General features: G+C 57.7%; 20 protein-coding genes. 14 read left to right on the forward strand and 6 right to left on the reverse strand.

The window, feature by feature from the left end; genetic code table 11:
• Nucleotides 1-253 precede the first annotated feature (253 nt).
• The 9 genes from PMX60_RS09795 (at nt 254) to yihA (ending at nt 10826) form a co-directional block, all read left to right on the forward strand.
• Nucleotides 254-1264 (forward strand): LacI family DNA-binding transcriptional regulator, encoded by a 1011-nt coding sequence (locus PMX60_RS09795; protein ID WP_225093894.1) that lies wholly within the window; start codon nt 254-256, stop codon nt 1262-1264.
• Nucleotides 1265-1448: 184 nt separating this feature from the next.
• Entirely contained in the window at nt 1449-2831 is a 1383-nt protein-coding gene (locus PMX60_RS09800; protein WP_271747768.1) for a family 43 glycosylhydrolase, read from the forward strand.
• A 45-nt stretch (nt 2832-2876) separates the two neighbouring features.
• The gene (locus PMX60_RS09805; RefSeq protein ID WP_271747769.1) at nt 2877-4328 is read left to right on the forward strand and encodes a PTS transporter subunit EIIC; all 1452 of its coding nucleotides are present in this window, start codon (nt 2877-2879) and stop codon (nt 4326-4328) included.
• Between the two features lie 101 nt (nt 4329-4429).
• Nucleotides 4430-5872 carry a glycoside hydrolase family 32 protein gene (locus tag PMX60_RS09810; protein ID WP_195543966.1) on the forward strand — a complete coding sequence of 481 codons (1443 nt, stop codon included), beginning with the start codon at nt 4430-4432 and terminating at the stop codon, nt 5870-5872.
• A 275-nt stretch (nt 5873-6147) separates the two neighbouring features.
• A complete protein-coding gene (locus PMX60_RS09815; RefSeq protein ID WP_271747770.1) occupies nt 6148-7002 on the forward strand; it encodes a DegV family protein in 855 nt (284 codons plus the stop codon).
• Between the two features lie 174 nt (nt 7003-7176).
• A complete protein-coding gene (gene pflA, locus PMX60_RS09820) occupies nt 7177-7995 on the forward strand; it encodes a pyruvate formate-lyase-activating protein (RefSeq protein ID WP_161115062.1) in 819 nt (272 codons plus the stop codon).
• A 264-nt stretch (nt 7996-8259) separates the two neighbouring features.
• Nucleotides 8260-9378, forward strand: a complete 1119-nt coding sequence (locus PMX60_RS09825; protein ID WP_271747772.1) for a serine hydrolase — start codon at nt 8260-8262, stop codon at nt 9376-9378.
• Between the two features lie 78 nt (nt 9379-9456).
• Nucleotides 9457-10197: a 5'-methylthioadenosine/S-adenosylhomocysteine nucleosidase gene (gene mtnN / locus PMX60_RS09830; RefSeq protein ID WP_006234870.1), complete on the forward strand. Its 741-nt coding sequence runs from the start codon at nt 9457-9459 to the stop codon at nt 10195-10197.
• 38 nt (nt 10198-10235) lie between these two features.
• The gene (gene yihA, locus PMX60_RS09835; RefSeq protein WP_006234871.1) at nt 10236-10826 is read left to right on the forward strand and encodes a ribosome biogenesis GTP-binding protein YihA/YsxC; all 591 of its coding nucleotides are present in this window, start codon (nt 10236-10238) and stop codon (nt 10824-10826) included.
• Nucleotides 10827-11084: 258 nt separating this feature from the next.
• On the opposite strand, the gene thrB is transcribed toward yihA, so the two are convergent.
• Nucleotides 11085-11966, reverse strand: a complete 882-nt coding sequence (gene thrB, locus PMX60_RS09840) for a homoserine kinase (RefSeq protein ID WP_271747773.1) — start codon at nt 11964-11966, stop codon at nt 11085-11087.
• A gap of 203 nt (nt 11967-12169) precedes the next feature.
• On the reverse strand, nt 12170-13687 hold the full coding sequence (gene thrC, locus PMX60_RS09845; protein ID WP_271747774.1) for a threonine synthase: 1518 nt from the start codon (nt 13685-13687) through the stop codon (nt 12170-12172).
• Between the two features lie 104 nt (nt 13688-13791).
• On the opposite strand from thrC, the gene PMX60_RS09850 reads away from it, so the two are divergent.
• The 3 genes from PMX60_RS09850 (at nt 13792) to PMX60_RS09860 (ending at nt 17308) form a co-directional block, all read left to right on the forward strand.
• The gene (locus PMX60_RS09850; protein ID WP_271747775.1) at nt 13792-15180 is read left to right on the forward strand and encodes an aspartate kinase; all 1389 of its coding nucleotides are present in this window, start codon (nt 13792-13794) and stop codon (nt 15178-15180) included.
• Nucleotides 15181-15353: 173 nt separating this feature from the next.
• The gene (locus tag PMX60_RS09855) at nt 15354-16379 is read left to right on the forward strand and encodes an aspartate-semialdehyde dehydrogenase (RefSeq protein ID WP_138374600.1); all 1026 of its coding nucleotides are present in this window, start codon (nt 15354-15356) and stop codon (nt 16377-16379) included.
• Between the two features lie 350 nt (nt 16380-16729).
• A complete protein-coding gene (locus PMX60_RS09860; RefSeq protein ID WP_239057599.1) occupies nt 16730-17308 on the forward strand; it encodes a methylated-DNA--[protein]-cysteine S-methyltransferase in 579 nt (192 codons plus the stop codon).
• 144 nt (nt 17309-17452) lie between these two features.
• Here the strand turns inward: PMX60_RS09860 and PMX60_RS09865 are convergent, their stop codons facing one another.
• The 3 genes from PMX60_RS09865 to PMX60_RS09870 all read right to left on the reverse strand — a co-directional run bounded on the left by PMX60_RS09865 (nt 17453) and on the right by PMX60_RS09870 (nt 18825).
• Nucleotides 17453-17647: a chloride channel protein gene (locus PMX60_RS09865; RefSeq protein WP_195520693.1), complete on the reverse strand. Its 195-nt coding sequence runs from the start codon at nt 17645-17647 to the stop codon at nt 17453-17455.
• Nucleotides 17566-18015 carry an Abi family protein gene (locus PMX60_RS10260; protein WP_195620789.1) on the reverse strand — a complete coding sequence of 150 codons (450 nt, stop codon included), beginning with the start codon at nt 18013-18015 and terminating at the stop codon, nt 17566-17568. The genes PMX60_RS09865 and PMX60_RS10260 overlap by 82 nt, the downstream gene beginning before the upstream one ends.
• Nucleotides 18016-18186: 171 nt before the next feature.
• The gene (locus PMX60_RS09870) at nt 18187-18825 is read right to left on the reverse strand and encodes a GyrI-like domain-containing protein (protein ID WP_195620798.1); all 639 of its coding nucleotides are present in this window, start codon (nt 18823-18825) and stop codon (nt 18187-18189) included.
• A gap of 270 nt (nt 18826-19095) precedes the next feature.
• On the opposite strand from PMX60_RS09870, the gene PMX60_RS09875 reads away from it, so the two are divergent.
• On the forward strand, nt 19096-19797 hold the full coding sequence (locus PMX60_RS09875; RefSeq protein ID WP_227790901.1) for an ABC transporter ATP-binding protein: 702 nt from the start codon (nt 19096-19098) through the stop codon (nt 19795-19797).
• A 5-nt stretch (nt 19798-19802) separates the two neighbouring features.
• The gene (locus PMX60_RS09880) at nt 19803-22568 is read left to right on the forward strand and encodes an FtsX-like permease family protein (RefSeq protein ID WP_271747776.1); all 2766 of its coding nucleotides are present in this window, start codon (nt 19803-19805) and stop codon (nt 22566-22568) included.
• Nucleotides 22569-22684: 116 nt separating this feature from the next.
• Here PMX60_RS09880 and PMX60_RS09885 read toward each other — a convergent pair whose 3' ends face one another.
• Nucleotides 22685-23005, reverse strand: a complete 321-nt coding sequence (locus PMX60_RS09885) for a multidrug transporter (RefSeq protein ID WP_195235102.1) — start codon at nt 23003-23005, stop codon at nt 22685-22687.
• Nucleotides 23006-23267 lie beyond the last annotated feature (262 nt).

Here is a 23267-nt window from a genome sequence, read left to right on the forward strand (position 1 = left end):
TCTTATGGTGTCGACGCCAATGGTATATGGGGGCATCATCGACGTCTTCAATACAGAAAATATCAGTGCGGAATGTTTTGGGAGGTAGCCCAAACAGCCCCGGCTGGGTCCTGTGTAGTCACCCTTTAGGCGGAACTCTCCTAATTATTTGGATGAGTCGTTTACTTACTTGTACTGTTACCGTCATCCCGCTGTTGTTGGGGTATGCTTTGTTCGTATGTAAACGTATGACATGTTGATGGGGGAGGGTGCTATGGCTCGCGAGAGTGCTCGTTCTAAGGATACGGCTAAGCCTGGCATCAAGGAAGTTGCGGCGGTGGCGGGGGTTTCGCCTACTACGGTATCTCGTGTGCTTAATAATCGTGGCTATATTAGCCAAGAGACCCGCGATAAGGTCCATGCCGCGATGAAGCGCATCAACTATACGCCCAACGATATCGCTCGTGCCATGCTCAACGGTCGCCTGAATCTTATCGGTATGATCGTCCCCTATGTCAGCAGTCCGTTTCATGCCCAAGTGGTTCAAGTCATTGAGCATACCCTGGCCGAAAACGGTTTTAAGATGCTGCTGTGCAATAGCGCCAATCGACCCGAGCTTGAGCGCTCTTATATCGACATGCTTCGACGCAATATGGTTGATGGCGTCATCGTCAACTCGCTTAATATCGGTGCCGAGGCGTATGCCGAGATGGGCTTGAGTCTGGTTGGTATCGACTGCGACCTTGGCGAAGCCTCTGTTCAGATTGCGAGCGACAGCTATAGCATCGGCGAACTTGCCACGCGTCGCCTGATCGATGACGGATGTTCACGCATCCTGTGCCTGCGCAGCAATAGCCGCATGCGCATGCCTGCCAATAAGCGTACCGATGCCTACCTCGATGTTGTTGAGCAGGCCGGTTTGCCCGCGCTTGTCCGTGAGGTCGAGTTCGTTAAGCCCGACGACGAAAAGAGTGCGGTCGTTGCGAAGATCCTCGATGAGAACCCCGATATTGACGGCATCTTTGCGGGAGACGACACGATGGCGGCTATCTGTCTTAACGTGATGAAGCAGCGCGGCTTGAGCGCTCCGGGCGATATTAAGGTCGTGGGCGCGGATGGTGCCCGCCGCACTATGACGTTTATGCCTGACTTAACAACCGTTCGCCAAGATATCGATCGCATCGGAGAGCTCGCGGCGCAATCCATCATTGCTCTTATTAACGGCGAAAAGCCCGAATCGAATATCAAGCTCCCCGTTGAACTCATTGAGGGTAAAACCGCGTAGTTCATCCCGTGCCAAAAGAATTCCTCAAACACCTCTGATGACCGTTCGCCGGCATATGTCAACCGTTTGCCGACGACTGGAACTGCGAAAAGACGTATTGGTGTAAAAACGTTTGACATATGAAAACGATTGACATATCTTGCAGTTGTACCGAGTTAGTATCTCGTGAGAAAGGAAGTCTCGGATGCACAAGGTGTATTACCAGCCTGAGGGAATTTGGGTAGGCGACATCATGCCGTACGGCGAGGACGGCACGTTCTATCTCTATCATCAGCGTGACACGCGAAACCCCGGACCTTTCGGAGAGCCGTTTGGCTGGGCACTCGCGACAACCAAGGACTTCGTCAATTACAAGGACTTTGGCGAGAGCCTTGAGCGTGGCGGCGACGAGGAAGTCGACCAGTATGTTTATGCCGGCACGGTGTTTAAGGTGGGCGACAAGTACCATGCGCTCTACACTGGTTGCAATCGCGATAAGGTCCGCGCACGCTTGATGAAGCAGGTTCTTCTTCACGCAACGAGTGACGACGCCGTCAAGTGGGAGAAGAACATCGCCGAGACGCTGCTTCCGCCCCAGGAAGGTTACGATGACCGCAACTGGCGCGATCCCTTTGTGCTTTGGGATGAGGAGAACGAAGAGTACATGCTCATCCTCGGCACGCGCGTGGGCGAGGACAAGCGTCTGATGACCGGGCGTCTGGTCAAGTTCACCTCCAAGGACCTGGATACCTGGGAGTTCCAGGGCGACTGGTGGAATCCGGGCCTTTACACCATGTTCGAGATGCCTGATCTCTTTAAGATGGGCGACTGGTGGTATCTGGTGTTCTCCGAGTACAGTGATGGCAACAAGACCCGTTACCGCATGTCTCGCTCCATCAACGGTCCTTGGATCACTCCTGCTGACGATTCATTCGATGGCCGCGCGTACTATGCCGCGCGTACCGCATTTGATGGCGAGCGCCGCGTTCTCTTTGGTTGGGTTCCTACGCGTGACGAGGGTGGCGATCCCAGCTCTTACCTGTGGGGTGGCACCTTTATGCCTCTCGAGATCGTTCAGCGTGCCGACGGAACGCTCGGCACCAAGCTCCCTGACAGCATGCTTGGCGCCTTTGGCGAGGCTAAGGCAGTCGAGGCCTTTGAGCTTTCCTGCGAGTCGGGCAAGGTCGAGCAGGTGCTCGCCGCGGATGCCGGTTCCACCTATATGCTCGATGCCGACATCGAGCTCGCCGGTGACGCTGCCGGCTTCTCGGTGAAGCTTGCCGAGGACGCCGAGTCCGGTCTTGCCTATGAGTTCCGCGCCAACCTGCGTGAGGGCAAGCTCGAGTTTATGGCGGCCCCCCAGTATCCGTGGTTCCAGGTCAACAACATGGGCCTCGAGCGTCCGTTGTTCTTTAAGGGCGAGGGCACTCATCATGTGCGTCTGGTCGTTGACGACGATATCGCGACCATCTTTGTCGATGATGTTGCGCTTAACGCGCGCTTCTGCAATAAGCAGGGCCAGGGTGTGGCACTGACGGTCACCGACGGTACGCTCAAGTGCGCAAATGCAACGATCGCGTCTCTGTAATGGCATCAAAACGTTTTATGATTTCGTAAGGGAATGGAGAGGAACATGGACTACAAAGTAGTGTCTCAGCAAGTCGTCGATAACGTCGGCGGTCTGGAGAACATCGAGGGCGCCACGCATTGCGTTACGCGTCTGCGTCTGGTGCTCAAGGATACGAGCAAGTACAACAAGGCCGAGCTCGAGAACATCGATGGCGTCAAGGGCGTGCTGTACAACAGCGGCCAGCTCATGATCATCTTCGGTACCGGTACCGTCAACAAGGTCTACGATGAGTTTATGGCTCTGACGGGCGTTAAGGAGATCAGCGCTTCCGAGGTCAAGGGCGCCGAGGCGGACAAGAAGGGCAAGTTCTTCTCGGTCCTCAAGGTATTCTCGGATATCTTTATCCCCATCATTCCCGCTTTCGTCGGCGCTGCTATCATCATCGGCCTTAAGTCGCTGATCGTTGCCAACGGCCTCTTTGGCATGGAGGGTAGCCTTGCCGACCACAGCGAGTTCCTCAAGAACCTCGCAAGCTTCTTTGCCATTATCGCCACCACGTTTGACTACCTGCCTGTCCTGGTTATGTACAGCGCGGTGAAGCGTTTTGGCGGTAACCCGATTCTGGGCATCCTCGTCGGTATCGTCATGGTTCACCCGAGCCTTATGAACCGCAACACGTTCGTTATGGATCCGACGGGTGCTGAGTACTGGAACTTTGGTCCGCTCTCCATTCCCATGGTTGCTTTCCAGGGCGGCGTGTTCCCTGCAATCCTGACTGCCTGGTTTATGGCCAAGGTCGAAAAGATTGCCCAGAAGTACATCCCCGAGGTCGTCTCGTTTGTCTTTGTCCCGACCGTTACCCTGATTCTTGCTAACGTTGCCCTGTTCACCGTGTTCGGCCCGCTCGGCAACCTGATCGGCGACGTCCTCGCTGGCGTAATCGATGTCCTGTACAACAGGATGGGCGTCTTTGGCGCCTTTGTCTTCGCCGCGTTCCTGCAGCCGCTCGTCGTTACCGGTACGCATCAGTTCATCCAGGGTATTGAGGCCAACCTCGTTGCCACGACCGGCTTCAACTACATCCAGGCCATCTGGTCGGTTTCCATCATCGCCCAGGGCGGCGGCGCCATCGGCATGTATCTCATCCACAAGAAGCACTCCAAAGAGCGCAACATCTGCATGTCGTCCTTTATCCCGACGCTGGTCGGTATCTCCGAGCCCGCAATCTTTGCTGCAAACATGCGCTACTCGATCATCCCGTTCGTCTGCGCTTGCATCGGTGCAGGCTGCGGCGGTGCCTTCGTGAAGCTCTTTGAGGTGCGCGCTATCGGTCAGGGTCTGACCGGTGTGCTTGGCCTGCTCATCGTTACGCCCGAGACGCTCGTGTGGTATGTGGCCGGCAATCTCATCGCCTTTATCGTGCCGATCGTCTTGATCTTTGCCTACAACAAGGCAAAGGGCGTGCCGACCACCGATGAAGAGGGCGCTGGCGCTGGCTTCGACGTTAGCTTCTAGTTGAGCCGTTCAGCGTAATCTGAGGATAAGTCCATTTGAGGAAGGGCGTTCGACTCGTGTGAGTCGAGCGTCCTTCCCCATAGACGAGAAAGTCAACGGCGATGTTTAATCAAAAAAATAAGGTGACACGCGCGGACTATGAGCAGTGGCGAGCTGGACAGGACGAGACGGCGGCTCGCATCGCGTCCGACCCCGATAGGCTCCTGTTCCATGTGGAGCCTGAGCTTGGCTGGCTCAACGACCCCAACGGTTTGGTTCAGATTGGTGATACGTATCACATCTATCATCAATACGATCCGTTCGATGCTGCGCATGGCGGTCCAGTGCTTTGGAACCATCTGACGACAAAGGATTTTGTGACCTACGAGAATCACGGTCCCGTGCTGTTTCCCGATTCCGATTTGGATTCGAGTGGAGCGTATTCTGGTTCTGCCTTTGTACGTGATGGTAAGATTCACTACTTCTATACCGGCAACGTCAAGCATTTTGACCGCGATGATTACGACTACGTGTTGACGGGCCGTGAGCAAAACCAAATTCATATGGTTGCCGAGAATCCCGACGAATTGGGCGAGAAGCGCATGGCTGTTGGGCCGGTCGATTACCCCGACGATATCGGTACGCACGTGCGCGACCCCAAAATCCTTGAACACGACGGTATCTACTACATGGTTCTCGGCGCTCGTACGAAAGACAATCGTGGCTGCGTGCTTGTCTATGCCTCGCACGATCTAGAGGACTGGAGCTATGCGACGCGCATTGAGCCGGGCGAGAAGTTTGGCTTTATGTGGGAGTGCCCTGATCTATTTGAGCTTGATGGCGAGCTTATTCTCGTTTGCTGTCCGCAGGGTGTGCCCGCCGATGGTTGGTGTTACCGCAATCCGCACCAGTGCGTGTGGTTCTCCATCGAGGCCGATTGGGAGGCGCCGAGCTTTAAGATCACCGGGCAGGGCATGCCCCCGATGGTCGATGCCGGCTTTGATTTCTACGCACCGCAGTCCTTTGAGGATGCTGCGGGTCGGCGTTTGATGATCGGGTGGTCTGGTTGCCCCGATGCGACGGCAGAAAACCCGACGGTGGCACGCGGGTGGCAGTGCGCGTTGACGGTGCCGCGAGAGCTGAGCATACGCGATGGTAAGCTCTGTCAGCAGCCGGCGCACGAGATTGAGAAGGTGCGCGGCGACTGCGTTCGCGCGACAGGCGGTGAAACCGTTGAGGAGCCGGGCCGCCTGTTTGATCTTGTGGTTTCCTGTGAGGGCGCCAAGATGGTCGAGCTCGAAATCCGCAAGGGTGTCTTTGTGCGTTATACGGACGGGATGCTTACCCTCGATATGGGTGACGAAGGCTATGGGCGCGACCAGAGGTCGATTGAGCTCGGCGAGCTTCGCGACCTACGCGTGCTTTCGGACACTACGATGGTCGAGATTTTTGCAAATGGCGGCGAGGCGGCACTTACGAGCCGTACCTATTCGCCGGCGGTTCCGGCGATGGAGCTGCACGCCGAGGGTGCGGTATCGATGAATTTCTACCGCCTCGTGCATTAACCGTGCATGGAGTACGATTGGACTTGCTGGGCGGAATGTGTCGCAGTTACCGCGGCCAGCTACCGTTTATCGCGTATAGCGACCGTTTGCGGAATAAGTAACACTCCTTAATAAACCGTGTAGAATCTCAGGATGCACGGAGTTTTCCAGGGAGACGCTGTCCTTTGTTGTGTGCAAGGGGCGGCGTCTCTTTGGCGCTTGGACGCCGTTGTGCAACAGTGCGGCGGCGCGTGCCATGTATTGAAAAGCCAATGTTGAGATGGGTCGTGATAATAATGGGCAAGTACGTAATCGTGGTTGAGTCTGGGTCGGATGTGACGCCGGAGCTTTGCGAACGCTACGGCATCGTGCGCGTGCCCATGCATGTCATGATTGGTGACGAGACCGTCGAGGACGGCTCGATCGATCCGCTCGAGATTTATTCACGCTGCAACGAGTTTGGCGTAATGCCCAAGACCAGCGGCTGCGCGCCTGCGGATTTTGCTCACGTGTACGACCGTATCCATACCGAGCAGCCCGATGCGACCATTCTGCATCTTGCGTACTCCGAGGCCACGACCTGCTCGCATCAGTCCTCCAAGATTGCAGCTAAGGGCCGCGACTACGTGTTCTCCATGGACACGCGCTTTGTCTCGGTGGGTCAGTCGCTTGTTGTCGTCGAGACCGCCAAATACATCGAGGCTCACCCCGATGCCACCGTCGACGAGATCTTTGCATTTACGAACTCCGTCATGGACCGTGTGCTGCTGGGCTTTGTTCCTACGGACCTTGCCTTCCTTAAGGCAGGCGGTCGTCTGTCCAACGTGGCATTCCTCGGTGCCCACCTGCTCAAGATTAAGCCCTGCATTGAGGTGACGGGCGGCAAGTTCGTGGCGACCAAGAAGTTCCGCGGTTCTATGCTCAAGTGCGCCCGTGCCTTTATTGACCACATGGTTGCCAAGGGCGAGATCGACTACTCGCATATTGGCCTGGCGTATTCGGTGGGTCTTTCCGAGGAGTTGCGCGACGACATGGAAATCTATGCGCGCGACCTGGGCTTTAAGGACATTACCTGGACTCAGGTTGGTGGCGTCATCTCGAGCCACTGCGGCCCGACCGCCTTCGGTGCGGTGCTCACGCTTAAGGCGTAAAGGCCGCAGGTGAGCGTTCTTCAGCCTGACATCTCGACGTAGACCCCAGCCATGGTGATGGGGGATAGATTAAAACGTGCCATTCTAGCCCGAGACGTTTAAACGCAAGCGCATGGGCTAGAATGGCTCTGGCATTTTAATTGGTTGCATCCAAGGAGAGGCAAGGTAGCGGGAATGGCTGAGATGACGCTTGAGGGTGTGGACGCTCGTCCTGAGGATTCCGCATTTGCCCTAGGCCGCGTGCATTCAATCGAGACGATGGGAACGGTCGACGGACCCGGCATTCGCTTTGTGGTGTTTGTCCAGGGCTGTCCCATGCGCTGCGCGTATTGTCACAATCCCGATACCTGGTCGGTTAACGGCGGCACCATGGTGACCGTCGAACACCTGATGGATGAGTTCCAGAGTAACCACGAGTTCTATCGCAGCGGCGGAATTACGGTTTCGGGCGGCGAGCCGCTTCTGCAGCCCGAGTTTTTGGCCGACCTGTTCCGTGCAATGCACAACAACCCCGATGGCCGCGTGCATACCTGCTTGGATAGCTGCGGCTATGCGTTCGATCCCGCGCATCCCGAGAAGTTCGATGCCGTACTCAACGAGACCGATATGGTGCTGCTCGACATTAAACACGCCGATCCCGTCGAGCATAAAAAGCTGACCGGTTGCGATCCCGCACGCATTCTGGCGTTTGGTGATGAGCTCGCGCGTCGCAAGATTAAGGTCGTTATCCGCCACGTGGTGGTGCCGGGCATTACCGACACGGTGGAGGAGTGCGAGGCACTCGGTCGCCTGATTGCCCCGTGGCATAACGTGGTCGGCCTGGAGATGCTGCCGTATCACACCATGGGTGTCGTCAAATACGAGCAGCTGGGGATTCCCTATAAGCTCGAGGGCGTTCCACAGATGGATACCGCGCGCATGCCCGAGCTGCGCAACGCCGTCATGACGGGCATGAAAAAGCGCCGCGCTGAACTCAAAAACGCCATCGGCTAGCGAGCCATTTTCGCTCCCCAAAGGCACTCATTGGGGACAGACTTAAATGAGTGCCCCTGGGCACCAAGTTGATTGCCAAAGAGCCCCGTCCTTAAAAGACTGCTCTCTGGGTTGCGGTGAGATGCGCAACAGAATCGTGCCATTTGGATAAATACGCTTGTGGTTTCTTTAAAGACACCTTAAACGCCGCTGAATATCTTTGGAAAGAAATGCCTGCTCGGTATCATACTGCTCGTATATAAACGGTGGCAGTCAGGAGACCACGTGCGAAACATCGCATCGCGGGACGAGTATGTGCCGCAGCATGGCAGCAGATATAAGACGAAGGGCACGTCTTCGCGTGGCCTTGCCGGCGCTCGCATCCGCGTGAGGAAGATTGCCGCCATTGGGATGCTAACGTCGGCGGTTATTATCCTCGGAATTACCGTTAAAACCTACGCCTCGGAGCGAACGGTGCGCCCAGATGCGTCAACGGTACAGCTGCAAAACGAGAAGGTTTCAAAGTTCAAAGCGTCGGCAGATCAAGCTCTGTCGACGGCAGATCTCAAGACGAGACTTTCGAAGGCGGACTTCAACGATATCCCTTCGGGTGATACCGTTCGGACCTTCTCGTTGGTGGATAACAAGACTCTTGCCTTGGAGGATGAGAGCCTTGCCTCGCTCCAGGATGCCCTGTGTCGGGCGCAGGAGCTGGGCGACGTGGGTGTAGTGTTCTACGACCTATCGAGCGGTAGGGGCGTGACGTATAACGCTGATGTCGAGGTGTATGGAGCGAGCAGCTACAAAGCGCTGTATGCGCTCTATATTTGCGAGACGTTGGTCGAATCGGGGCGGGTGTCGCTCGATGGGCCTTTAGCCACGTATGGTGGTTGCAGCATGGGCTGGCAGACGGTGCGCGACCTTATCGAGAATGCCGTCGCCAACTCAGACAACGATTCGTTTATCGCGTTACGCGCGGCGTTTGACCATGATGGCTATGAGGATTGGATTGCCAATCTGGGTGTTGATGACGAAACGGCACTGAATCCGATGAGTGATTTTCCGACCTACTGCCCGCGCACTTCTGCGAGGTTATGGCGCGAGATGAGCGAGTATCTGAGCATGGATACCGAGACTTCACAGTGGTTGTCAGGCCTTTTGGCATCAACATCGCGCTCGTTTATTCGCGATGGCATTGCGGACGATCAGGTCTTGGTGCGCAACAAAGCGGGTTGGATCAGCGAGGACGGCTACTATTCGACATGCGATGCAGGCCTCATCGACATCGATGGCCGTACCTATGTCATGAGCGTCATGACATCGATGCCATCGAGCGACCGTTCGAGCGAGGTTACGGCTGCGATTGCAAAGGCTCTGTTTGATACGCGAGCTGCACTGGCTTAGCGTGTTCGTTTGGCGAGGTCAAACAAAATGCTGGTACCATACCTTGGTTGAGAATTTCGTATAGGTTTGGGGAATGGTATGGCTACCATCGCGATTATCGGTGCGCTCGAAAAAGAGATCATGCAGATTAAGGAAGAGCTGAGCGACGTTTGCGAGGCACGGGAGGCAGGCTTGACCGTTGTGAGCGGTGAGCTCGACGGCCTGACAGTTGTCGCCACAACGGCGGGCATGGGCACGGTGAACGCCGCCGCTGCAACACAGCACCTCATTAGCAAGTATGCTCCGCAGGCTGTTGTGTTTTCGGGCATTGCGGGCGGTTTGAACCCCAAGCTCCATATCGACGACGTGGTCATTGGCAAACGCCTACGCTATCTGGATACCGATACCGCGCTTATCGCCGAGTCCGCACCGGGGCTCGAGGAGTTTGGCTCGACGCCCGCGCTGGTCGATATTGCCGCCGACGTGCTTGCTGAGCGTGGGTTTGTTGACGCTTCGAAAAATGCAGTCGCTTCGAACGAGGGCACCAAGCAGTTCCTGGTCGGCACGATTGCCACGGGTAACCGCTTTGTGACGGGCGCCACCATGCGCAATGACGCTATCGAGGCGACGCATGCCGATTGTGTCGGCATGGAGGGCGCGGCAATTGCCCATGTCGCAACCAAAAATGGTGTCGATTGCCTGGTGTTGCGCGCTATCAGCGATAATTGTGACGAGGCGTACGATGCAATTTGCGAGCGCGAGTTCGATCTGTTCGAGTATGCGCGTGTCGCAAGTGACATCACGCTCGATATCGTCCGCCGCATTGCCGCTGCGCAATAGCGCGTCTATTTGTAAGAACCTACGACCAAGGAGTGTCCATGGCCGATTCCATTAACTATCAGCTTGCCAAGTTCGTCGCCAGCTACGGCAAGGTTTCGCAGATCCCCGAGTCCACCTGCCCTGAGGTGAGCTTTGTGGGCCGCTCCAACGTGGGCAAGTCGTCCATCATGAACAAGCTCTTTGGCCGCAAGAACCTGGTCAAGGTTTCGAGTACGCCGGGCAAGACGAGCAACATCAATTTCTTTGAGGCCGATGACGTGCACTTTGTCGACCTGCCGGGTTACGGTTTCGCCCGCCGTTCCAAGGCCGAGCGCGACCGGTGGGCCGAGCTCATCGGCGACTTCTTCGACTCCGAGCGCAGCTTTAACCTGGTTGTGTCGCTGGTGGACATTCGCCACGATCCCAGTAAGCTCGACCATGACATGATCGACTACCTGCAGGGCAACGAGTTCAACTTTATCGTCTGCCTCACCAAAGCCGACAAGCTCAGCCGCACCCAGCAGGCCCGCCAGGCAGCAGCCATCAAAAAGCAGCTCAACGTCCCGGCCGAGAACGTAATCATCACAAGCTCCCAGACCGGCACCGGCATCGACGAACTCAAAAAGCGCATCGCCGAGGCGTGCCTCTAGTAAGTGCTCCAGCCTAGCAAGTGCCCCTATCAATAAAAAGCCATAATTTCAGCCCGGCGCCCCTTCAAAGCGTGGGTCCCTGTAGACATCGCTAGCCACGTTGCCATAGGGCCACCCAGAGGCATCCCCTTAAAAACATTCCGCAGCACGAGGCCCGCTTATCCGCAGCTCCGAAGGAGCAGGATAAGCGGGCCTCAAGTGCGAGGACGTTTTTAAGGGGATGCCCCTGGGTGGCCCGGACAGACCGATTGGCGATGTCTACAGGTACTCGATTTGAGCGCCCTCGGTGTCGCACGTCAGAATATGCGTATCACACTTAGGGAACTGCTCGCGCAGCTTGACCTGCAGGAACTTTGCCACGATGGTGTCGTCGGTCACAGCCATAAGGGTCGAGCCCGAACCGCTGATCCAGATGGTCTTGGCGCCGCCGTTAAGGCAGGTGTCGCGCACGGCGTTGTAGTCGGGAATCAGACGGCGACGATAGGGTTCCTGGATGCGGTCGTCATTGGCGGCGGCAATCAGGTCGAGGTCACCAGTCTCCAAGCCGCGCGTCATACCGGCGATGCGGCCCATCTGCCACACGGCGGTGGAGAGCGGAATCTCCTGCGGCACGACCTTGCGCGCCTCGCTCGTGTGTACCTCGTAGGGCGGAATCACGGTAATAAAACGCAGGCGATCGCTCACCTCGTAGCGCAGGCACTGGGGGAGCGAATCGGTCGGCGTAAAGGAGCAGACGGCGCCGCCCAGGATGGCGGGGGCGACGTTATCGGGATGCCCCTCGACCTCGGTGGCAATGCGGACGAGCTCGGCACGGTCGACGGTGTGGCCCGTCAGCGCGGCGGCGGCCATAATGCCGGCGACGACGCAGGTGGAGCTGGAGCCCAGGCCGCGGGCGACGGGAACGTCAGTCTGAATGTCGATGGCGACGGGGAAGGCCGGCTCGCCCCATGCGGCCAGTGCATCGACAAAGCTCACGTAGACCAGGTTGTTCTCGTTTTGGAATTCCTCGGGGCAGCCCGTGATGGTGAGCTTGTCGGCGCACTCGAAGGTAAAGTGCGAGTAGAGGCTGACGGCCATGCCGAGGGTATCGTAGCCAATGCCCAAGTTGGCGCTTGTTGCTGGGACGGTGATCTTGATCATGTGAGTCCTCCTGGCGTGCCTGGCTGTTTAGTTCGCTGCTCGGGCAGTCCTGCGCAAGACGGAAAGCACATTAAGTGCTTTCCTTTGCGTGCGGAACTCGCGACGAACTAAACAGCCAGGCACGCTATGCACGTTCGTCATCATCCCGGTAGGTATCTGATAAAAGAAGGTGCGCCGGCTTTCGCCGGCGCCTTATAAGGGGTTTAGTTGGTTGCTATCTTTTTTGCAGCCTGCTCTACGTAGTTGGCCATGTCGGCTACGTCGCAGACGTCTTCGAAGCGGACGGGCTTGGACTCGAGTTCGGCGAGCTGTGCCGGTGCGATCGTATTGGTGGCCTGCTCGAGCACGCGCATGGCTTCAAAATCATCCTCGGGAACGTCGAGGCCCAGGGCGTCGCAGCAGGCGCGCGGGAACTTGTAAGGGCTGGCGGTCGAAAGCAGCACGCGGGCCTTGGCGCCCTCGGCGGGGGCGACCTGCTCAAAGACGTGATAGCCGCAGGCGGTGTGCGGGTCGATCACGTAGCCGTTCGCGTCCCAGCAGCTCTTGATGGCAGCGCGAACCTCGTCTTCGCTGGCCCAACCGCAGCCAAAGACGCTCTGAATTTTTGCCAGCAGGTCGGCGGGAACCTCGTAGCGACCCGTCTGGGCAAGCTGCTCCATAAGGCCGGCAACGAGCTCGCAGTCGCCATCGGACAGGAAGTACAGCATGCGCTCCAGGTTGGAGCTAATAAGGATGTCCATCGACGGCGAGATGGTCGTGAAGAACGGACGGTTGCGGTCGTAGACGCCGGTAGTCAGGAAGTCAGCGAGCACGTTGTTCTTGTCGCTCGCGACGATGAGCTTGGCGACGGGCAGACCCATGCGCTTGGCGTAGTAGCCGGCCAGAATATCGCCAAAGTTGCCGGTCGGCACGCAGAACTCCACGGCGTCGCCGGCCTCGATGGCGCCGGCGCGCAGCAGCTGCGCATAGGCGGCAAAGTAGTAGACGACCTGCGGCACCAGGCGGCCGACGTTGATGGAGTTGGCGCTCGAAAGCACCGTGCCGGCGGCCTCAAGACGCTCGGCCAGCTCCTTATCGGCAAAGATGCGCTTGACGGCACTCTGGGCGTCGTCGAAGTTGCCGCGGATGCCGCAGACGGCGACGTTACCGCCCTCCTGGGTGGACATCTGCAGGTTCTGGACGCGGCTGACCTTGCCCTCGGGATAAAAGACGGTGATGCCCGTGCCCGGAGCGTCGGCAAAACCGGCGAGCGCGGCCTTGCCCGTGTCGCCCGACGTGGCGGTGACAATCATGATGCGCTCGGCGCCGCCGTCCTTGGCGGAAGTGCGGGCCATCAGACGGGGGAGCATCTGCAGGGCGACATCCTTGAAGGCGCTTGTGGGGCCGCCAAAGAGCTCCATCACATAGGTCTGAGGGGCGTCAGCGCCCGGCGCTGCGTCGAGTTTGACGAGCGGCGTAACCTCTTCACTCGCGAACGTGCCGCGGTATGCCTCGTCGACACACGCCGAAATTTCTTCGGCCGTGTAATCATTCAGTAACATTCCCAACACATCTTGAGCGATTTCAAAGTACGATTTAGCTGCAAGCGAGCTGATATCGACCTGCTGGGTGCCGAGCTCGTCCGAGACAAACAAACCCCCGTCGGGAGCGATGCCGGTGCGGATTGCCACCTTACTTGAGCACGATAAAGTGCGTCCTCGTGTACTATGATAAGTTCCCATATAACACTGCTCCTCGGATGCCTTGGTCCCAATCGGTGAAACCATGGTATCAGAGCGCGCAAAATAGGTTCGCAGAGGCTTTTTAGAAAGGTAACCTCCAGCCCATGATTAAGATTGCCAAGTTTGGCGGCTCGTCGGTCGCCGACGCCGAACACTTCAAGAAGATCAAGGCCATCGTCGATGCCGATCCGGCTCGCCGTTTTGTGGTGGTTTCCGCCTGCGGTCGCCGTTTTAAGGGTGACACCAAGGTGACCGACCTGCTCTATCTGGTTAACGCGCACGTTAAGTACCACGTGTCGTGTGAGGAGCTGCTCGAGGACATTGGTCAGCGCTATTTTGATATCGCTGACGAGCTGGAGCTCACCTATCCCATACGCGAGGAGTTCGCGGCCTTTGCCGAGCGCGCCCGCTCGGGCGGCTACTCTACCGAGGAGCTCGTGAGCCGCGGCGAGTACTTCACCGCTCGCCTGATGTCCGAGTACCTGGGCCTGCCGTTCCTGGACGCCGCGACGGTTGTGGCGTTCCATCACGATGGTACGCTCAGCATGAACCGCACCTCCGAGTTGGTGCAGGAGTACGGCCAGCAGGGCGGTTTTGTTATGCCTGGTTTCTACGGCGCGACGCGTGAGGGCCAGATCAAGCTGCTCGATCGAGGCGGTGGCGATATCTCGGGCTCGATTCTGGCCAAGTGCCTGGGCGCCGACCTGTACGAGAACTGGACCGACGTCTCGGGTTTCTATTCTGCGGATCCGCGTATTGTTCCGGAGGCTCAGCCCATTGCGCGCGTTACCTACGAGGAGCTGCGCGAGCTTTCGTACATGGGCGCAAGCGTCCTGCACGAGGAAGCCGTGTTCCCCGTGCGCGAGGCAGGCATTCCGCTGGTCATCAAGAACACCAATGCGCCGCAGGACCCCGGCACCATCATTAGCGAGACGGCTGATGAAGGCGAGGCGGAGCCCATCATTACCGGCGTGACCGGCAAGCGCGGTTTTGTCGCCATCAACGTCGCCCGCGACCGCACCAAGCCCCGCGTCGGCTTTATGCGCCGTGCGCTTTCGGTGTTCGAGCGCTATGACGTTTCCGTCGAGCACATGCCCACCGGTGTCGACCGCTTTGGCGCCGTGGTGCAGGAGCAGGACGTTCACGATTCGCTGTACTCGCTCGTGGGCGACATTCAACAGGAGGTCGAGCCGCTCGAGATCGAGGTTGTCGAGGGCTTGGCGCTCATCGCTACCGTCGGTCGTAACCTGCGCGGCCGCGCGGGTATCTCGGGCCACCTGTTTGGCATGCTTGGCCAGGCCGGCGTGAGCGTGCGCATGATTTCGCAGAGCTGCGACGAGATCAACATCATTATCGGTGTTGAGGAGAAAGACTTCGACCTGGCGATTCAGACCATTTACCGTGCCTTCTCCGACGAGAACGGCATTGTGAAGGTCTCCGACTTGGAGGCTCCCACGCCGGTCGATCCCACCCTGGCTGCGCTCAAAAAGTAGCGACTGCACGGTAGATTTTTGGATCATGTCTCAAAAATCTACGGCGGGGCGTTTCGTTTCGGTTTCGTTTCGACGGGGCGGGTTTCGTGCCCGCCCCGTTCTTGTATAAACTGGCAACAATAATCGGCCTGCTCGGCATGCGAGCAAAAGCCACAACCTTTAAAGGGGGAAGCATGAAACAGTACACGGTTGCTATTTTGGGCGCGACGGGAGCCGTGGGCACCCAGATGCTCGAGTGCCTCAACGAGCAGGAGTTCCCGGTCGGCAAGCTCAAGCTGTTGGCAAGCGCACGCTCCGCGGGCAAGACCGTTGAGTTCCGCGGCGAGCAAATCGTGATCGAAGAGGCTTGCCCCGAGGCCTTTGAGGGCTGCGACATCGTGCTCGGCGCTGCCGGCGACGATATCGCTAAGGAGCTGCTGCCCGAGGCCGTCAAGCGCGGAGCCGTCGTGGTCGACAACAGCCACGCCTTCCGCATGGATCCCGAGGTGCCGCTGGTCGTGCCCGAGATCAATGCCGACGATATCAAATGGCATCACGGCCTTATCGCCAACCCCAACTGCGCGACCATTATCGGCCTGGTTCCCACCTGGCCGCTGCACCAGCTTGCCGGCGTGAAGCGTATGATCGTGTCCACGTATCAGGCAGCTTCGGGCGCTGGCGCGCCCGGTATGGCCGAGCTCGAGGCTCAGCTGGCCGCCCTGGGCCGTGGCGAGGAGATTCCCGAGCCGCGCGCGTTTGCCGCCCAGCTGGCGAGCAACCTGATTCCGCAGATTGGCGGCGTCAAGGAGGAGGGCTTTACCTCCGAGGAGATGAAACTGCAGAACGAGGGCCGTAAGATCATGCATCTGCCCGAGCTGCGCGTGAACTGCACCTGCGTGCGCGTCCCTGTGCTGCGTTCGCACTCCGAGAGCATTACGCTCGAGTTTGAGCGCGACATCACGGTGGAAGAGGCCCGTGCTGCGCTGGCTGCCGCTCCGGGCGTGAAGCTGGTTGACGATATGAGCGCCGAGGATGCGCACGATCGCTTCCCCATGCCGATGGATACGTCCGACCAGGACCTGATCTGGGTCGGTCGCGTGCGTCGCGACATCTCGAACCCCGAGGCCACGCGCGGTATTACCTTCTGGTGCTGCGGCGACCAAATCCGTAAGGGCGCGGCAACCAACGCCGTCCAGATCGCTAAGCTGCTCTGCGAGTAGTGTGACCTGTCCGGCGGGGGCCGGGCTTGGTTTTCAGAACGTCCTCGACCATGTGTGGCGCCTTGTCCTGCTCCTTCGGAGCCGCGGACAAGGCGCCACACTGGTCTGCGGAGTGTTCTGAAAACTGAGCCCGGCCCCCGCCTGCGGTGACGCTGCTGCAAGCGGCCTGCGATGGGGCCGTTGTTGGTTGAGGCCGCTGGGCTGATGTGGGGGCGCGTGGCTGTTGCGGGCCCTGGTCCCGGCGGCGGCCTCGGCGCTGCGCGCCTGCTGCCTTGGGTGACTTTGGGGTCGATTGGGGTTGTCTGCACAATTCGCGGTATTATGTTGCGGAGTTTTGAAAGGAGCCGCTGGTGGTCACGACGACGTTTGCTTCGCCTTTGGGCGAAATCTTGCTTGCCGCTGATGGCCGCGGTCTGACGGGGCTTTGGTTTGAGGGACAGGAGCATTTTGGCTCCACGCTTCTCAAAGAAGATCCTGAACATGTTGAAGGCGCCGATGCAGTTTCTGGTGCTGGCGGCATGTCGTCGGTGAGTCCTGCAAATGGTGCGGCTTCTTCGGTGCTTGAGCGTTCGTGGGCTTGGCTGAATGCTTATTTTGCAGGGCAGGAACCTCGGTTTACGCCGCCGTTGCATTTGATTGGCACGGCGTTTCAGCGTGAAGTTTGGTACGAGCTGCTTTCTATTCCGCGTGGCGAGGTCGCTACGTATGGCGAGATCGCCCAGCGTGTTGCGGCTCGACATCGTGTGCCGGGAAATGAGACACCCGTTGTGTCTCCCCGTGCCGTGGGGGCCGCGGTCGCTCGCAACCCTGTTTCGATTATTGTGCCATGCCATCGCGTGGTGGCGGCCGACGGCTCGCTTAACGGATATGCCGGCGGGCTTGATCGCAAGGAGTGGCTGCTTCGGCTCGAGGGCGCGTACGAGGAATAACGTTCGAGCACTTTGCATAGCCAAGACGCCGTGAAAGAGCGGGATGCGCTTTCCGAATGGCGTCCCAAACGGAAACCGTGTCCCGGAATACAGCCTTAGAGTGGGATGCCGTTTCCGGTTGAGACCACTTGCTTGGACATCTTTCTACGCCCGCTTCTGCAGGGCATAGATCGACTTATCCATGTTGAACAGGTAAGCCGCGACGCAGACGATGAAGAATGCCGGCAGATTACCGAAACCGAAGACTTCGCAGCCAATCAGGATGGGTGCGAGCAGCGTATTGGTGGCGCTGCCAAAGACGGCTGCGTAGCCCAGCGCGGCGCAAAGCGCGATGGACATGCCGAGTTGAGCCTCGTTATGGCGACATCTGGGTAACAGAAAGGCCCGCGTTCCTCAGAGGCAAGATAGGCAATTCTGCTTTTGAGGTAGATCTCAATTCTGCCGACCGCATCAAACATTAACTGCCGGAGGGCTCGGTCAAATTCATACGTGTAGATGATGGTTTCGAATGTTGTGCCTTCGCGAAAGATGGTAATCCCGGACTTGCATTTGGTTTTGTAGGGAAACCAGTAGGCCGACAGTCTGTAGTGGCCGACTTCGACCAAAGCTCGCTCGAGTTCGCTTTGATCAGAGCACTTAAGACCCCTGTATTCTGTCAATAGTGCTATTTGTTCGTTGATGGATATCCGCGACTTCCGGTATTTCATTTAAGCCTCTTGATAGAAAAAGAGCTGGAGCTGCGCATCGTTGAGAGGCTTTCCAGCTTTAGCAAAACAAACTTATAAGATGCGACGGGCCGCGTCAAGATAATTACCGGACGGCCTAGGAGGCGGCTGGTTGGCTGGCTTAAAACCTAGCGCGTGAGATGACGCTCCACGCTATTCAGCGCGCTTGATAGGATGACGAACCACAGTCTTAAGTTTCTCCGGTGCACATTTGCGTGGATCGGAGAGATAGATTTCGTGATGGAAACGGGTGTCTGAGAAGTCGGGGACATAGCCCTGCTCGGTCGTGTATTCATTCATAGCGCCTACGGTCGCCGGTTCGTTGTCGTAGGGCCCGGTGTGCATGCATTGAACGCAGAGGCCCTCGTCAACTTTAAGCAGCTCGACGGCAGAAAAGTCAAGTTTCTTTTTGGTCGTGGCTTCCGCGACTGCCCAGTCAAAGTCATCTCGGGTGACGAAATCGGGCAGGCGAATGCACGAGATAAAGTTGAAATCGTCCTTGCGTACATAATCGATGTCGCCGCTCGGGGAGTCTTGCCACCAGAAACCCTCGAGCGGCGGTACCACAAAGTCGAAATAGCCCTTGATACTCCTTGAGCCTTTCTTCGACATCTTGACGGTATAGGCGATGCCGTAAAGCAGCGGCAGGGCGTTTTGGTACTCGCCACCTTCGGTATTTGGGTCGCCCTTTCCGCGAACGGCAACGTAGCTCATAGGCGGGACAGTTACGATGCTCGGCTTGCTTGCAGGTTTGTAGAGCTCCTTGCATTCCTTCTTAAAGTCGAACGCCATGTTGGCCGCCTTTCTGCGTATTGGCCTGCTTAGATAACGGAATCATATCATAGAAACGAACAGCTGTTCGAATGATTTTGCTGACAGATAGAGATGCGTGCGTTGTGTTTGGCGGTCGGCCTGACCCCGTCGATGATTTCTCTGCCTTCCCGGCGCTTGCCTGCGCTCCTCGTTTCCCCATATAAAACCTGCCAAAATGAACCTGTCCCTTTTTGGTCGGCGTGAAATGGGTAATACTAAAGAGTTATCCGACCAGATGGGAACCGATCGATGGCCTATATCGAATTCAAAGACGTCATCAAAGCATACGGCGAGGGCGATGCCCGCATCCATGCGCTCGACGGCGCGAGCTTTACCGTTGAGCGCGGTGAGCTCGCCATTATCCTGGGCGCTTCGGGCGCCGGCAAGACTACGGCGCTCAACATCCTAGGCGGCATGGATACGGTAACCTCCGGCTCCGTGACAGTGGACGGGCGCGACGTGAGCTCTGCCAACGAGGCGCAGCTTGTGGAGTACCGCCGCGCCGACGTCGGCTTTGTCTTTCAGTTCTACAATCTGGTTCCCAACCTGACGGCGCTCGAAAACGTTGAGCTTGCAGCTCAGATCTGCCCCGATTCGCTCGATGCCGAACAGACGCTTCGCCAGGTTGGCCTGGGCGAGCGCCTCGCCAACTTCCCCGCGCAGCTTTCGGGCGGCGAGCAGCAGCGCGTGTCCATTGCCCGCGCACTGGCCAAGAACCCCAAGCTTCTTTTATGCGACGAGCCCACGGGCGCGCTCGACTATAAAACCGGCAAGCAGATCTTGCAGCTGCTGCAGGATACCTGCCGCAAGCAGGGCATTACGGTCATCATCATCACGCACAACTCCGCGCTCGCGCCCATGGCCGATCGCCTGATCCGCTTTAAGAGTGGTCGCGTGGAGAGCGAGACGGTCCAGCAAAATCCCGTGCCTATCGAGACGATCGAGTGGTAGCGCCCATGGACCAGGACCGCCAAAACAGCCAAAACCACGATACGGAGCGCGCGGGTCGCGACCGGGAGTTTGCGACCTACCGCACCGCTCAGAGCTCAAACGATATGGTGCCGACGGTTTTTCGCCGTGGCATCTACCGTACAATCCGCGGCAGTCTTAAGCGCTTCTTGTCTATCGTGGTCATCACCGCGCTTGGCGCGAGCGTGATGTGCGGTCTTAAGGCAGGCTGCGAAGATTTGCGCGATTCGGTCGACGCCTATTTTGACCAGCAGAATGTCTATGACATTAACGTGCAGTCGACCTATGGCCTTACGCGCGACGATCTTGCGGCTATCCAAGAGGTCGACGGCGTCGAGACGGCCGAGGGTATCTACACCGAGACCGCCTACACCGCCGTGGGCACAACACGCGAGCGCGTGATCGTGCAAAGTCTTTCCAAGGAGAATATCGATCAACCGGTGCTGGTGAGCGGTGATTTGCCCGAGAGCGCCGATGAGGTCGCGGTGACTTCGAAGTTCCTGAAGGCTTCGGGCAAAAAGCTCGGCGATACGGTGAGTTTTGCCGCCAATGACGCGAGCTCGTCGAACCAAAGTGCCAAGGACCAGTTTGCCGCGGGCGATTACACCATTACGGCCGAGGTCCTCGATCCCACCGACGTGAGCTCCGACTCGACAGTCAACGCCTTTCGCGCTGCTTCGGCTGCGGACTATAAGTTCTATGTGAACGAGGACGCCGCGACATCTTCTTCCTACTCCTCGGTCCACGTGATCGTCGAGGGAGCCAAGAGCCTCAGCTCCTATTCGGACGCCTACACGACAAAGATCAACGAGGTCAAGGGCAATATCGAGAAGATCCGCGAGGAGCGTGAGAAGGCACGTGCTCAGGAGTTGACGGTTGACACGCCGGCAAGCTTAGATGCGGCCGAACGCCAGGCGAATATGCTCTTTGGGATTGAACAGGGCAACATCGACCGTATGGCCGAGGGCAGCGAGGAGCGCGTCCAAGCTCAGGCCGAGTTGGACCAGCGCCGCGCCGCCGCCAACCAACAATTCGCCGATGCCCGCGCCGAGCTTTCCGATCTAGGCGAATGTACGTGGTACATCCAGGACCGCGGCAATATCGCAAGCTACTCGAGCGTGGAAAGCGATAGCTCGTCAATTGAGGCCATCGCCACGGTGTTCCCGTTTATCTTCTTTATCGTCGCCGTGCTCATCAGCCTTACCACCGCTACGCGCATGGTCGAGGAGGAGCGCACGCTTATTGGCCTGTACAAGGCGCTCGGCTATTCACGTGGGCGTATTCTGTCCAAATACGTGGACTACTCGCTGTGGGCGTGTCTGATCGGCGGCGTGCTCGGCAACATCATCGGATTTGTGGGCCTGCCGCTGTTCCTGTTTACGGTGTTCGACGACATGTACTCGCTGCCCCAGATGCTGCTTTCGTACGACATCGTGTCGTCGCTCGTGTCGGTGGCGCTGTTTGCCGTGGGCGTGGTGGGCGCTACGATTATCGCCTGCCGCCACGAGATGTCCGAGACCCCAGCCTCGCTTATGCGTCCCAAGGCCCCGCGTGCCGGCTCGCGCATCTTGCTTGAGCGCATCGGCTTTATCTGGCGTCGCATGGGCTTTTTGAACAAGGTGGCGGCGCGTAACCTGTTCCGCTACAAAAAGCGCGCCTTTATGACCATCTTTGGCATCGCGGGCTGCACAGCGCTTGTAATTTGCGGCATGGGCATTCGTGATACGTCGGTCGCGCTGTCGCCCAAGCAGTACGGCCACGTCACGCGCTACGATCTGCTGGCGGTCGCCAATCCCGACGATTTTTCACAGACGTGCGCGGCATTGGATGGGCGCAGCGCGTCCAATGATTCCAACGTGACCGTGACTTCGACGCTGCCGATTATGACCGACAACGTCACCTTTACATTTGGCGGCAAGAGCGAGACTGTGCAGCTGATCGTGGTGCCCGATGACCGCACGAGTGACTTGGGCGATTACGTGCGTCTGGAGGATGAGTCCAAAGAACCGCTGCCTTTGCGTGACGGAGACGTGTATCTGAGCAAAAGTTCACAGCTGGTGCTGGGGATTCAGCCGGGCGATACGGCTCACGTCCAGGATTCGTCGCTCAATGTTGCCAAGGTCAAAGTCAGCGACATTTCGCTTAACTATCTGGGCAACACGCTTTACATGACGCAGGGCACCTATGAGCGCACGTTCGGCCGAAGCGCGCGTCTTAACGGCATCTTTGCACTGCTCAAGGGTTCGTCGGCCGACCAGATTGCGTTTAGCAAGAATCTTAAGAGTGACGGTTGGCTTACGATTTCGAGTACGGCCGAGCATTGGGAAAACTATGAGGCGAACTTTACGATTATCAATTCGGTCGTGGTGCTCGTGACCTTTATGGCGGCGTGCCTGTCGTTTGTGGTGGTGTTTACGCTGTCCAACACGAATATCTCCGAGCGCGAGCGCGAGCTGGCGACCATTAAGGTGTTGGGCTTCCGTCGCGGCGAGGTGCACCACTACGTCAACAAGGAGACGTTGATCCTCACGGCGATTGGCGCCGCACTGGGCGTACCGCTAGGCGGCTTGCTGGCCGAGAGTTTTACGTACATCCTGCAGATGCCGTCGCTGTATTTTGATGTTGAGGTCGAGCCGCTGAGCTACGTGCTATCCGTGTTGCTGGCCTTTGCCTTTACGTTTATCGTCAACCTTGCCACCAATCGAACGCTCAACAAGATCGACATGGTCGGCGCCCTCAAGAGCGCCGAGTAACCTGCCAAAAAGGGACAGGTATATTTTGGCAGGTTTTATCTGGGCAAACGCCGGACAACCATTAGGTGGCCCAGCGTTTGCCCCGTTTTGCTGGGGATGTCTGTCGTTCAGTGCTCTTACTGGCCAATCCAGTGTTGCGCATAGCTCTTAATGTCTTCGGTAAAACCGTCAAGGTCGTCAAGGGTGATCACGCTGTCGATAAGCAAATTGGCTATCTCGCGGTGCATTGTGCTGCGGCGAATGTCGTTTGCAATTACGCCTGAGGACAGCTTGTCTCTATTGAGGCGCTCTTCTAGTGCCCAAAATCTACTGGACGCTTCGCTGTCGCCGTTCAGCATCTCAACGTACTGGCCGATGAGCTTTTCCATATAACGTTCTTGCCATTGAGGAAGCATTTTCTTAAACAGCTTCCAGTCGCTTTCGGTTACGTCGCGCATATGTTCTCCGCTCGTCAAACGGGCTTTCCATTTGCCTTTCATTTTATTTGGTTTTCGCTCGCAGGTGCGGATGAGAGGCTCTCTTTAGCCTTCGAGATTGGGCTTGAATGGGTCGTATGCCACAAAACGGGCCTATCTACTACGTTTAATTGGATACCCTCAACCATGCCGGGAAAACGAAAAATAAAACCGACGCTCCTATAAGTTGTCAAGAGGCAGTTTGCGGGAGCGCTCTCTCCAATTCGCACAGGAGCTCGTAATA

The sequence above is a fragment of the Collinsella aerofaciens genome (assembly GCF_028206995.1).
GTDB classification, from domain to species: domain Bacteria; phylum Actinomycetota; class Coriobacteriia; order Coriobacteriales; family Coriobacteriaceae; genus Collinsella; species Collinsella aerofaciens_AQ.